The sequence below is a fragment of the Sphingomonas eleionomae genome, assembly GCF_049889035.1.
In the GTDB taxonomy this organism is placed as follows: domain Bacteria; phylum Pseudomonadota; class Alphaproteobacteria; order Sphingomonadales; family Sphingomonadaceae; genus Sphingomonas.
Genome location: NZ_JBLTWP010000002.1, coordinates 763106 through 776000, shown reverse-complemented (window position 1 = coordinate 776000; position 12895 = coordinate 763106). Strand labels below are relative to the sequence as shown.

11 protein-coding genes are annotated in these 12895 nt (G+C 66.4%); 7 read left to right on the top strand and 4 right to left on the bottom strand.

The window, feature by feature from the left end:
• Window positions 1–65 precede the first annotated feature (65 nt).
• On the bottom strand, window positions 66–524 hold the full coding sequence (locus ACNI3Q_RS07965) for an NIPSNAP family protein (protein ID WP_426275537.1): 459 nt from the start codon (window positions 522–524) through the stop codon (window positions 66–68).
• Window positions 525–647: 123 nt separating this feature from the next.
• Between ACNI3Q_RS07965 and ACNI3Q_RS07960 the strand changes: the two genes are divergently transcribed.
• Together ACNI3Q_RS07960 and ACNI3Q_RS07955 are read left to right on the top strand one after the other, a co-directional pair.
• Entirely contained in the window at window positions 648–3035 is a 2388-nt protein-coding gene (locus ACNI3Q_RS07960; protein WP_426275535.1) for an HAD family hydrolase, read from the top strand.
• Between the two features lie 63 nt (window positions 3036–3098).
• On the top strand, window positions 3099–4859 hold the full coding sequence (locus ACNI3Q_RS07955) for a sensor domain-containing diguanylate cyclase (RefSeq protein WP_426275533.1): 1761 nt from the start codon (window positions 3099–3101) through the stop codon (window positions 4857–4859).
• 10 nt (window positions 4860–4869) lie between these two features.
• On the opposite strand, the gene ACNI3Q_RS07950 is transcribed toward ACNI3Q_RS07955, so the two are convergent.
• From ACNI3Q_RS07950 to ACNI3Q_RS07940, 3 genes are read right to left on the bottom strand one after another with little or no spacing between them, the layout of a single operon-like run.
• Entirely contained in the window at window positions 4870–5502 is a 633-nt protein-coding gene (locus tag ACNI3Q_RS07950; RefSeq protein WP_426275531.1) for an Isoquinoline 1-oxidoreductase subunit, read from the bottom strand.
• Complete coding sequence (locus ACNI3Q_RS07945) at window positions 5499–7658, bottom strand: xanthine dehydrogenase family protein molybdopterin-binding subunit (protein ID WP_426275529.1); 2160 nt, start codon at window positions 7656–7658, stop codon at window positions 5499–5501. The genes ACNI3Q_RS07950 and ACNI3Q_RS07945 overlap by 4 nt, the downstream gene beginning before the upstream one ends.
• Window positions 7655–8128, bottom strand: coding sequence for a (2Fe-2S)-binding protein (locus ACNI3Q_RS07940; RefSeq protein ID WP_426275528.1), 474 nt, complete (start codon window positions 8126–8128; stop codon window positions 7655–7657). Before ACNI3Q_RS07940 ends, ACNI3Q_RS07945 begins: the two co-directional genes overlap by 4 nt.
• A 93-nt stretch (window positions 8129–8221) precedes the next feature.
• Between ACNI3Q_RS07940 and ACNI3Q_RS07935 the strand changes: the two genes are divergently transcribed.
• The 5 genes from ACNI3Q_RS07935 to hslV all read left to right on the top strand — a co-directional run bounded on the left by ACNI3Q_RS07935 (window position 8222) and on the right by hslV (window position 12882).
• Entirely contained in the window at window positions 8222–9541 is a 1320-nt protein-coding gene (locus ACNI3Q_RS07935; RefSeq protein WP_426275526.1) for a DUF3422 family protein, read from the top strand.
• Between the two features lie 200 nt (window positions 9542–9741).
• On the top strand, window positions 9742–10281 hold the full coding sequence (locus ACNI3Q_RS07930) for a glycoside hydrolase family 108 protein (RefSeq protein WP_426275524.1): 540 nt from the start codon (window positions 9742–9744) through the stop codon (window positions 10279–10281).
• A gap of 62 nt (window positions 10282–10343) precedes the next feature.
• Window positions 10344–10757: a holin family protein gene (locus ACNI3Q_RS07925; RefSeq protein WP_426275522.1), complete on the top strand. Its 414-nt coding sequence runs from the start codon at window positions 10344–10346 to the stop codon at window positions 10755–10757.
• A 93-nt stretch (window positions 10758–10850) separates the two neighbouring features.
• Window positions 10851–12281 (top strand): NAD-dependent succinate-semialdehyde dehydrogenase, encoded by a 1431-nt coding sequence (locus ACNI3Q_RS07920; protein WP_426275520.1) that lies wholly within the window; start codon window positions 10851–10853, stop codon window positions 12279–12281.
• Between the two features lie 49 nt (window positions 12282–12330).
• Entirely contained in the window at window positions 12331–12882 is a 552-nt protein-coding gene (hslV, locus tag ACNI3Q_RS07915) for an ATP-dependent protease subunit HslV (protein ID WP_426275518.1), read from the top strand.
• Window positions 12883–12895: the final 13 nt, after the last annotated feature.

Below are 12895 nucleotides of genomic sequence, written 5' to 3'. Positions count from 1 at the left end.
CGTGGGTCGGCGGGCGTCCTACCCATCCGGACCGCGGCCGCCAAGCCGCTGCGCCGTTCCCGGCGTCAGTTTTCCGGCCGGATCGGCGGCGAATAATCCGTTGCCGTCATGAAGATGCTGTCGACCCTGCGGACCAGCTTGCCGTTCGCTTCCGATGCCCTGGCCACGGCCTGCCATTCGGGATCGGCGACAAACGCGACCCAGGCTGCATCGCGGCTGGCCCGATCGGCATAGGCCAGCACGTAAACGACCCGGCCCTCTGGCGCGTCTGCCGACGGCGCATCGTTCCAATAGGCGATGTTGGTCATGCCGTGCCGAGCGAACAGCTTGGTCGTATGGCCCCGGAACCGGGCGTTCAGCGCAGCCAGCTTGCCGGATTCGGGATAATAGATGCGCAGTTCGAACAGGCGGGTGTCCGCCCCGGCTGTCGGCGCGGGCGGCGCGACGGGCGCGGCATCCTGCGCTGCGGCGGGGCGGGGAAACAGCGCCAGCGCGCCGGCCATCACCAACATCGTCCATTTCATGCCCGCGATCCTAGCATCAGGCGCCCGCGCCACAAGCGCCCGCCAGCGTTAACCATTTGCCAACCCTTCCGGTCAATAAACCGTCAACCATGATCTTGGTGTGCCAACAGGGGATTTTTGGCCATGGCAATGAAGCTTCAGGTGCGCGGATATGAACTGCCGGGCCTGATCGACCGGATACCGGACGGCGTGACCACGCTGTCGCTCGATTGCTGGGATACGCTGGTTTGGCGCAACACCCATGCCCCGCGCGACGTGATGGCCGATCTGGGCATCGCCGGCGGGCTGGAGCCCCGCTTCTGGGCTGAAACCGCCTGTCGCCAGATCGTGAAGAATGCCGAGGGGCGCGACGAAATCGTGATGCCCGACATTTACGGCCGGATGCTCCCCAACGCCGCGCCGGACCGGATCGACGCGCTGATCGAGGCGGAGCTTCAGGCCGAGGAACGCCATGTCTGGGCCTTTGCCCCCACCATCGACCTGATGCGCGCGGCAAAGGCGCGCGGGCTTCGGGTCATCCTTGTCTCCGACATGTACCTGACCGAGGATCAGCTGCGCCGCCTGGTCGCGCATGCCGCCGGAGACGACGTGCTGGCGCTGGTCGATCGCGTCTTCGTCTCGTCCGCCTATGGCACGCACAAGGCGGGCACGCTGTTCGACATCGTGCTCGATGAACTGGGCCTGCGCCCGGACCAGATGTTCCACATCGGCGACAATCCCCGCGCCGATTATGCCCCGGCGATCAAGCGCGGGATCCATGCCGCCCATCTCGTCCAGTTCGACAAGCAGGCCGAACAGCGCCTGCGCCTCGAAAGCGCGGCGGCCACCATGGTCGATCCGACCATGCGCGTCAGCCGCCCCATCCTTCAGCCGCACCGCGCCGCCATTGCGATGCGCCAGGAAACCGACCCGGCCTATTCGCTTGGCCACGACGTGTTCGGCCCCTCGCTCCACGCCTTTGCCCTGTGGCTGCGGCAGGAGATTGACGAGATGGCGGCCCGCACCGGCAAGCGGGTCAAGCCGCTGTTCCTGATGCGCGACGGCTTTCTGCCGTGGAAGATCTTTGACGCGACCTTCCCCGATTATGGCGCCCAGCCCATCGAAACCAGCCGCTTCGTCTCGATGCGCGCTGGCATCCATGACGATGCGTCCATCGACACCTATGTCCATGAATGGCTGAACCGCATCCCGCCAGAGGCGGTGGCGCGGAACCTGCTCCTGTTCGATAACGAGCACCGTTCCTTCACCAAACTGGTCAAGGGGGTCGATCCGCGCCCCGCCTTCGTCGAAGCGATCCGCAATCCCGCCCTGCGTAGGAAAATCCTGACCCGCACGCACAAGTTCGCGGACAAGCTGATCGCGCACCTTGCGCGGGCCGGCGTCGAACATGGCGATGCGGTGATGATGATCGATGTCGGCTATAACGGCACGGTCCAGAACATCCTGACGCCGATGCTGACCAGCCGCATGGGACTGACCATCGCCGGACGCTATCTGTTCATGCGCGAGGAGCAGCTCACCGGCTATGACAAGCGCGGGATGGTCGACATCCGCAACTATGATTTCCGTCTGGTCCAGGCGCTGGGCACCTGTGTCGCGGTCGCCGAACAGCTGTGCAACGTGGCGCAGGGATCGACCATCGATTACCAGGCCGACGGCACGCCGATCCGCGAAAAGGCGGATATCAAGGGGCAGCAGAACGCCACCCGCGACGCGGTTCAGGCCGGGGCGCTTGCCTTTGCCCATGCCGCGAACCAGTCGCTGGGCCAGCGCGCGCCCGCCGCATCCGACACGGTCGATGCCCGCACCCGCATGGCCGCCGCCGCGATGACCCGCCTGTTCTTCATGCCGACGAGCGAAGAGGCAAAGCTGTTCGAAAGCTTTGATCAGGACGTCAATCTGGGCACCAATCAGATGCTGAAGTTCGTCGACCGGACCCATGCCGAAACCGGCCTGCGCCGTCGCGGCCTTTCCTACATCAACGAAACCAGCCGGATGTACATTCCGGGCGAGCTGCAAAGCTTCGGCCTGCCGCTCAACCTGTCGCTGTTCGCCGCCAGCCGCTTTGCGCTCGACATCCGCAATTCGGATTTCGAGGTGGGCGGCGTGGACATCCCCGTCATCATGACCAGCGCCGATGGACAGCTGGTGATGCCCTTTACCGCCCGGCCCACTGCCGATGGCTGGTACCGGATCGCCGTGCCGATCGGGGCGGGCAAATTCAGCCCCGCCATTCAGCTTGGCGCCATCGCCGAATGGGTGCAGATCGAGGATGCAAGCTGGCACCGGGTCAGCGATTTCGACGATAACGGCCTGCCAAAGGGCGCCCCCGCCACCACGATCACAGAGGGGATGGGCGAAATGGATGACGATCTCTATCGCTGCACGCCCGACGCCTTTCTGCTCGCCCCGGCACCCGCCATCAAGGAGCCACTGGTGCTGACAGTGATCTTCCGTCCGGTGAAATGGCGCGACACGGCGGCACGGGAACAGGCAACGCTGGCCGCCTGATACGGGAAAATACGCAACGGGCTTAGCGATGCATTTACTGCGGCTGCGCTAACCAATGCCGGGATGGGGATGTTTCGGTTTTCGGCACGGGACATGATGGTCGCGATTGGCGGCGGAGCGGCCTATTGCCTGCTCGCTGCCGGCACCATCTGGCTGACCAGCAACGGGCGCGATCATGCTGCGCTCTGGCTGGCCGATGCAGTCATCCTTGCGCTACTGCTCAATCACCGCCGGGCCAAATGGCCTGCCCTGCTGATCGCGGGATGGCTGGGCAATCTTGTCGCCAACTGGATCATGCGCGGCTGGGCGCCGGTCCTCCCCTGTTATGGTGCCATCAACATGGCACAGGTGCTGTTTGCGGCGCTGATGCTGTCGCGGCGGATGCGGGCGGGCGGGCTTCTGGCCGATGCCCGGATGCTCGGCCACTTCGTCCTCTGGGCGGGCCTTGTCGCTCCATTCTTCGGCGCGCTGGCAGGTGCCTGCCTGACCAGCCTGGCCTTTGGCGAGGCCTTCTGGCTGCAATTCCAGCGATGGTTCCTCAGCAACGGGCTCGGCCTGCTCGTACTGACACCCTTTGCACAGGGGCTGTTTGCCGGCGACCTGTTCCGCGAATGGTGGGTCAGCGCGCGCGAACAGGCCATCCGGGCGGGTCTGATGCTGCTGATGGCGGCGGTCAGCTATGGCGTGTTCTTCGTCTCGCCCATCCCGCTCCTGTTCCTGCCGTTCGTGCCGCTGTTGCTGATCGCGTTCCGCACCGGGCGGCTGGGCGCGCAATCGGGCGTCATGATCGTCGCGGTGATCGGCGCGCTGGCGACCCTGTGGGGCCATGGCCCGCTGCCGGCGATTTCCGGCAATCCGGGGTTTCAGGTGTTCGCGCTTCAGGTCTATCTGCTCTGCCTGTCGCTCACCACCCTGCCCGTCGCGGCGGTTGTCGGATCGCGCGCCGATACGCTGGCCGACCTGTATCAGCGCAAGGAAAGCCTGAAACTGGTGATGGCGAACGCGGTCGACGTGCTGCTCGATTTCGATGCCACCGGCCGCTGCCAGTCGGCTCATGGCGCGACAGAGGGGTTGCTCGGCCTGTCCGCCGATGCGCTTGCCGGCGTGCCGGTGATGGCGCTCGATCCTGACCGCAGCCGCCTGCTTGGTCATGCCTGGGCCCGCGCGCTGGCCAGCGATCAGGTCCAGCATGTCGAGATCATGCCGCCGGGTCAGCCCGGGACGACGGCGGAAATCGCGTTCAAGGCGGTGCGCGGCGAACAGTCGGTGCTGCTCGGCGTCGTCGCCACCATCCGCGATATTTCGGACCGCAAGGCCCGCGAACTGGCGCTGGCCCAGGCGGCGGAAACCGATGGCCTGACCGGCATCGCCAACCGCGCCGGATTCGAACGGCAATTGACGCACCGCATGGCCGCCTATGCCGATGGTCCGCTCACCCTCGCCCTGATCGATGTCGACCGGTTCAAGGGCGTGAACGACAGTTTCGGCCATCAGGTCGGCGACATGGTGCTACAGGAAATCGCCCATCGCCTGAAACTCGGCACCCGGCCCGACGATCTGGTCGGGCGGCTGGGCGGCGACGAATTCGTCATCCTCTTTGCCTGCGGTCCGTCGGCGGCACGCATGGCCTGCGAACGCATCGCCGCCGCCATTGCCCGCACGCCCGTCCATGACGACAGCGGCACGGCGGTGCTCTGCTCGATCAGCTGCGGCCTCGCCACCCATCATCCGGGCCAGACCCCGGTCGATCTGGTGCGCGAAGCCGACAGCGCCCTCTACGCTGCCAAGCGCGAGGGCCGGAACCGGGTCCGCACCGCAGCGTAAGGGGCGATCCTTACGACGGGCACTTCGCGCCGCTTTCCACCCAGGCCCGCGTCAGTTCGCCGAACTGCGCCTGCGTGCCCGGCGCGGGGGTGCGGCCCTTGCCGGGGTTCCAGCCCCAGCCGACCAACCCGTCCTCGGCATTGTGCGTCACGATCTGGTCCAGCGTCTTGCCGCCGTTTCGCGTCCGGTCCTTCAACTGCTCGCAGATCTCGCGCAGGCTCTTGCCCTCCCATGCCATGCTGGCCGGGGCCAGATGCCATTCGGGATAGCCGGGGATGCTGCCCGTGCCATTGGCATAGGCGACATTTTCCGGGCCGTGACAGGTCGAACATTCCATCCCGGCCACGCCATGCCCGTCCTTGCCGCGCTCGACCGGCGGCATATGGTACCGGCCCTCATCGCCCTGCAGCGGCGAATCGGTGCGCGGGTGACAGTTCACACAGCGCGGGTGCTGCAGCACCTTGCCCATTTCGGTAAAGATCGCCGCCGAACGCGCGTTCCGGTTGGCGATGCCGGCAAAGGACGCCGCCGGTTTCAGGGTCGCTTCGCCGTCTGCCGCCCCGCTGGCCCAGATCGCCGCCGGCACCGTCATCGCCGCCAGTGCCAGCACGGCCCAGCCTGCCTTGTTCGCCCCGCCCATCATGCCACGCTTCCCGCATTATCCTTGTGAATGAAGGGCAGCCGCCGCACCGCCCGTCCGGTCAGCTTGCGCCACGCATTGGCGACCGCCGGGGCCGATGGCGGCACGCCCGGTTCGCCCACTCCGGTCGGATCGGCGCCGGACTTGATGATATCCACCTCCACCTCCGGCATCTCGTGGATGCGCAGGCTCCGGTAGTCGTTGAAATTGCCCTGGTCGACCATGCCGCCCTCGGCAATCGTCACTTCGGCATACAGGGCATGGCCGATGCCGAACCCGATGCCGCCCTCCATCTGCGCGCGGATGACATTGGGGTTCACCGGCACGCCGCAATCGACCGCGCACCACACCTTGTGCACGCGGGGCAGGCCGTTCTGGCCCTTCGACACCTCGGCCACCTGAGCGACATAGGTGCCGAAACTCTTGTGCACGGCAACGCCCAGCGCCCGGCCCTCGCCCCGCGCCCGGCCCCAGCCGGACCGTTCGGCAACCCGCAGCAGCACGCCCTTTGCCCGCGCATCCTTCAGCAGGGCCAGCCGCCCCTCGACCGCATCCTTGCCACCGATGGCAAGCAATTCGTCGATGAACGTCTCTCCGGCATAGGCGGTATGGGTATGACCCACCGACCGCCACCACAGGGTCGGCACGCCGTTCTGCATCACGTGACAGGACAGGCGCGTGTTCGGGATGGCATAGTTTTCCGGGCCGGATCCCTCGTACATGCTGGCATCGTCGCGCTCCTGGGCCTGACCCTCGGTCGGCGGCGGCAGCATGAACGACTGGGCAGCGATCACCTGATCCCATCCCACCACATTGCCGGCGGCATCGACCATGCCGGTCAGCCTGTGGACGGTCAGCGGCCGGTACCGCCCGCCGCGAATGTCATTCTCGCGCGTCCAGACATGCTTGACCGGCACCGGCTGGCCAAATGCCTTGGCCGCCATTGCCGCCTCGACGACAAAGCCGTTGTCCGGCTCGGCCCGCCGCCCGAAACTGCCGCCCGCATATTGCTGGTGCAACGTCACCTTGTCGGGGGACAGGCCAAGGACGCCGCCGATCGCCTTCATCTCGCCGACCTGGAACTGGCTGCCCATCCACACATCGGCCTTGCCGTCCTGTGCGTGGATGATCACGTCCAGCGGCTCCATCGGTGCATGGGCCAGGAACGGAAAGACATAGGTCGCCTCGACCGTGCGCACGCCCGTCTGGTTCAGGTCGCCGCGCGTATCCTTGGCCACCACCCGGCCGGGCTTGGCGGCAGCCGAGATATAGCTTTGCGCCATCGCCTCGCTCGACCGGGTCTCGGCCTTGGCCATGTCCCATTCGGCGGTCAGCGCGGCGCGGCCCAGCTGTGCTGCATGAAAGCTGTCGGCATAGACGACGACGCCCTTGGCAATTGCCTTGACCGCGCGCACGCCCGGCACGGCCAGCGCGGCGGCATCGTCCATGGATTTCAGCGTCGCGCCGAACGCGGGCGGATGCAGGATCGCCGTCTGCACCGTGCCGCCGGGTTTCAGGTCCATGGTGAACCGCGCCGACCCGTCGGTCTTGATCGCGGTATCGATCTTAGGCACGTCGGTGCCGATCAGCGTCCATTGCTCCGGCGTCTTCAGCACCGGCTTTTCCGGCGGGGTCAGCTTCGCCGCATCCGCCACCAGTTCGCCGAACGTCGCTCGCCTGGCCCCTGCGCTCACCACGCCCTTCGCCACGCTGACCGCGTCCGCCTTCACGCCCCAGCGCCGCGCCGCCGCCTCGACCAGCATCGCGCGGGCCGACGCGCCTGCGGTGCGCATCTGCGTCCAGCTATTGGCCATGGCGGTCGACCCGCCCGTACCCATCGTACCGAACATCAGGTTCTTGTAGAGCGGGTCGTTGGCCGGGGCCATTTCGACGCGCATCTGGCCCCAATCGGCATCCATCTCGTCCGCCACCAGCGTCGCCAGCCCGGTTGCCGGGCCCTGACCGAATTCGATATGCTTGATGATGACGGTGACGCTGTTGTCGGGGGCGATCTTGACGAACGCATTGGGCTGGATCGCCCCTGCCGCTGCAGGGCCAGCGGCTGCCCGCGCTGCCTTGCCGCCGATCGGCAGGGTCATGCCAAAGACCAGCGCCCCGCCGGTCAGGAACCCGCGCCTTGTCGGTGTCACCGCGTTCATGCCGCCGCTCCTTCGCCCAGCTTTGCCGAGGCGTCCTTGATCGCCTGACGGATGCGGACATAGGTGGCGCAGCGGCAGATATTGCCCGCCATCGCCCCGTCGATATCCTCGTCCGTCACCTTGGGCTTGGCGGCCAACAGGCCGATGGCGCTCATCACCTGGCCCGACTGGCAGAACCCGCATTGCGGCACGTCGATTGCGGTCCATGCCGCCTTCACCGCTTCGGCCACTGGCCCGGCAACGCCCTCGATCGTCGTCACGTCATGCCCGCCGACGAACTTGACCGGGGTGACGCACGACCGCTTCGGCTTGCCGTCCAGATGCACGGTGCACGCCCCGCACTGGGCGATACCGCAGCCATATTTGGTGCCGGTCAGCGCCAGCTCGTCGCGCAGCACCCACAGCAGCGGCGTATCGGGATCGCCCTCCCACGCCACGGATTTGCCGTTCAGCCTGAATTGCGTCGCCATGCCGCTGCTCCCTGTATTCCGCGCGGCGGGCAGGATAGCCCGCCCCCTTCCCTGCGACAAACCCGAACTTCGCCCCGCCGATGGATTCGCCGCTTGGCTTTCCGTGTCAAAAGGGGGAGACAGGGCAACGGCGAAACGACCGGCATGGCCGGGCGCGGCACAGGGGGATCGGCCAGCATGACCGGGGGCAATGCCGAACATCCGCTGCGCCGCACCTTTTCGGAACTCATGCACCTTCGCATGCTGCCCCTGGTCGCACCGCCCTTTCGCGTGCGGCAATGGCTGCTGTTGCAAAACGGGCCGGTGCGCGATGCGACCCGCGACTGGCTGGCCGGAATCGACGCCCCTGCCGAGGCGCTGGACAAGGGCCGGTTCGAACGGCGCGACGGCGATGCCACCCGCATCTGGGAACAGCATACCGAATTTGCGACGATCACCGAATTGCAGTCGGACGATGCCGACGACCTGATCCCCGATTCGCCCTGGCTGGATGGCCTGCCCGGCGCCGTGTTCCGCTCGATCGAGGTGGTGGTCGCCCCGCGCGGCGCGCCGGCGCCCGACCCTGCACAATTCGACCCATCGCGCCTGGTCAGCGCCTTTGTCTTTGACGGCGCGGCGCGGGTGTGGAGCGACTATTCGCTGAAGGCAGAAGGCGCGGGCCGCATCTGGATCGAGGATCTGGCCCTTGCCAATGACGAGCCGGCGCGCCTTGTCCAGACGCTGCTTGAGGTCGGCAATTACCGGAAACTCGCCCTGCTCGGCTTTCCCGAAGCGCGCGGCCTCCTCCCCTGGCTCAGCGAGGCGGAGGATCGCCACGCCTCCCTCGCCCGCGCGCTCACCGCGCCCGATGGCGATGACGAGGCGCTGCTCGGCGCGCTCACCCGGCTGGCGACGGAAGTGGAGGATCGCGCCGCCGCCATCCGGTTCCGCATGGGCGCGACCTTCGCCTATCAGCGGCTGACGCTCGACCGGCTCCATTCGCTCCGCGAAACCCGCATTGCCGGCTATTCCGGCCCGACCGAGTTCATCGAACGCCGCCTTCTGCCCGCGATCCGCACCTGCGAAGTGGCGGAGCGCCGCCTGACCGACCTGTCCGAACGGATCGCCCGCACCTGCAACCTCATCAGTCTGCGTCAGGGTCTCGCGCTGGAACGGCAGAATCAGGCGATCCTGACCAACATGAACCGGCGCGCCGATCTTCAGGTCCGCCTGCAACAGCTGGTCGAGGGCTTTTCGGTCTTCGCGCTCAGCTATTATGTCCTCGGCCTGCTCGGCTATGTCCTGAAACCGTTCGGCGACAAGGATCACAGCGCTGCCTATTGGATGGCGCTGGCCACGCCCGCCGTCCTCGCCCTGGTCTGGCTGGGCCTCACCCTGGTCAAGCGCCGCGTCCATACCGAAGTGGACCCCTGACTCCGGTTTAAACCCGTCCATCACGAATGACCCTCACCCTTCCCACCGCTTCGCGGCCGGCCCCTTCCCTCTCCCGCTTGCGGGAGAGGGAGGGAGGGGCGTAGCCCCGGAAGGGTGAGGGTCTTTTCCTCCCCGCCATACCCTGTCCTACACATAACCATATGGGTTATTCCTTCGCCATCCAACCGGAGGAACGACCCATGGACATCGACACGCTGATCGACGACGTCATCGACCGGGAAGGGGGCTATGCCGATCACCCCGCCGATCGCGGCGGCGCCACCCGCTATGGCATCACGCAGCGGGTGGCGCGGGCAGAGGGCTATCATGGCCCGATGCGCCACCTACCCCGCACGGTTGCGGAGGCCATCTATCGACGGCTCTACTGGACACGCCCGCGGCTGGATCAGATCGCCGAGCGCGCCCCGGCACTGGCGGCGGAATTGTTCGACACCGGCGTCAATATGGGGCCATCCGTTGCCATCGGGTTCCTGCAACGCGCGCTCAACGCGCTGGACCGCGACGGCACGCTGCTGCTGCCCGACGGACAGGTCGGACCGCGCACCCTGGCGGCGCTCGACGCCTTTCTCGCCCAGCGTCCGACGCTTGGCGAAACGGTGCTGACCCGCGCCTGCGATGCGCTTCAGGGCGAACGCTATGTCGCGCTCACCGAACAGCGTCCGCTGAACAAGGCATTCCTCTACGGCTGGCTGGCGAACCGGATCGGTTCGACAAGCTGACGCTGGAAACCCTGCAGCTTTGTCAAAACTGTCATCCGGACTGTCAAGCGAAAGGATCCTTCATGAGCATTCTCGGCACCCTGATCGGCCCCGTCGCCGGTCTTATCGACAAGATCATTCCCGACCCAAAGGCACGCGACGCGGCCAAGCTGGAACTGCTGAAGCTGGAGGCAGCGCATGAGCTGGAGGGGGTTCGGACGCAACTGTCCGCCATCATTGCAGAGGCGCAATCGACCGATCCCTGGACCAGCCGCGCCCGGCCCAGCTTCCTCTATGTGATGTATGCGATCCTCTTGTTTTCCATCCCCATGGGCTTGCTCGGGGCGGTCCGGCCCGAAATGGCATTGGGCATCGCGGCTGCCATGAACGCCTATCTCAACGGCCTGCCCGAACCGCTCTATGCGCTCTTTGCCACCGGCTATCTCGGCTACACCGCCGCCCGCCAATGGGGAAAGGCAAAGGGGGTGGACCGTTGATCGAGGGAGCGGTCCGGGGCGTTCTGCGTTGACGCGCCATGCCCCGGCCCTGTTACGGTCGGGGCACGACCCTTTTTGCCAAGGAACCGCTCCATGTCCGACCTCATCCGCGAAGCTGCCCTGATCGATGGCGAATGGGTGACAGGCCGGGGATGGATCGATGTCGATGATCCCGCCACCGGGCGGATCATCGGCCGCGTCCCCGATCTGGGGGAGGCGGAAACGGACCGGGCGATCGCCGCCGCCGCCCATGCCATGGCCGAATGGCGGCAATGGTCGGCGGCAGAGCGTGCCCGCGTCATCCGCCGCATCTTCGATCTGATGATGCAGCATCAGGACACGCTGGGCGAACTGATGACGCTGGAACAGGGCAAGCCGCTGGCGGAGGCAAAGGGCGAGATCGCCTATGCCGCCAGCTTCTTCGAATGGTTCGCCGAAGAGGGCAAGCGGGCCTATGGCGATGTGATTCCGGGGCATCAGCGGGACAAGCGGATCGTCGTCCTGAAACAGCCGGTCGGCGTCGTCGCCGCAATCACGCCGTGGAATTTCCCGGCCGCGATGATTGCGCGGAAACTGGCGCCCGCGCTGGCGGCTGGCTGTGGCATGGTCCTGAAACCCGCGCTGCAAACGCCGTTCAGCGCGCTGGCCATCGGCGCACTGGCACTGGAGGCGGGGCTGCCCAAGGGGCTGTTCAACATCGTCACGGGCGATTCGGCGACCATCGGCGGCAAGCTGACCAACGACCCGCGCGTAGCGAAACTCAGCTTCACCGGCTCGACCGCGACGGGGGCGAAACTGATGGCGCAATGCGCCCCGACCATCAAGAAGCTCAGCCTGGAACTGGGCGGCAACGCGCCCTTCATCGTGTTCGACGATGCCGATCTGGATGCGGCCGTGGAGGGCGCGATCCAGTCCAAATATCGCAACAATGGGCAGACCTGCGTCTGCGCCAACCGTCTCTATGCCCAGGCGGGCATCCACGACGCCTTTGTCGAAAAACTCGCCGCCGCCGCGTCGAAACTGAAACCCGCGCCGGGCACTGATCCCGATGCGAAACTGGGTCCGCTGATCGACAAAAAGGCGCTGGAAAAGGTGGAGGCGCACGTCGCCGATGCGCTGGAAAAGGGCGCAACGCTGGTGACCGGCGGCAGGCGCGCCGATGCCGGGCCGCTGTTCTACGAACCCACCGTGCTGACCGGCGTCACCGCCGACATGATCGCCACACGGGAAGAAACGTTCGGCCCCGTCGCCCCGGTGCTGAAGTTCGAAACGGAAGAACAGGTGATCGCGGCCGCAAATGACAGCCCCTTCGGCCTGTCCGCCTATTTCTACGCCCGCGACCTCAGCCGCGTCTGGCGCGTGGCAGAGGCGATCGAGGCGGGAATGATCGGCATCAACACCGGCCTGATCTCCACCGAAGTCGCCCCGTTCGGCGGCGTCAAGCAATCCGGCATGGGGCGCGAGGGATCGCATTACGGCCTCGATGACTATCTGGAGACGAAATATCTCTGCATCGGCCTGTGAACCCGGCCGCCCTTGAACACCCCATCCGCCACATCCCATATCCCGGGGCATGAGCGACAAGATCCAGTGGCACGGCACAACCATCCTTTCCGTGCGCAAATCCGGCAAGGTGGTGATCGCCGGCGATGGCCAGGTGTCCGCCGGCCAGACCGTGATGAAGCCCAACGCGCGCAAGGTGCGGCCGCTGGGCGATGGCAAGGTGATCGCCGGGTTCGCCGGGGCGACCGCCGATGCCTTCACCCTGTTCGAACGGCTGGAGGGCAAGCTGGAACGGCATCAGGGCCAGTTGCTGCGCGCCGCCGTTGAACTGGCCAAGGACTGGCGGACGGACAAGTATCTGCGCAATCTTGAGGCGATGCTGATCGTCGCGGACAAGGATGTGACACTGGTCATCACCGGCAATGGCGATGTGCTGGAACCGGAAGCGGGGATCGCCGCGATCGGTTCCGGCGGCAACTTCGCACTCGCCGCCGCCCGGGCACTTGCCGATTACGAGCCGGATCCGGAAGTGCTGGCGCGCAAGGCAATGGCGATCGCCGCCGACCTGTGCGTCTACACCAACGACCGCCTGACCGTGGAAACGCTGGACAGCGCCGCCTGACCCTTCCCCCTCC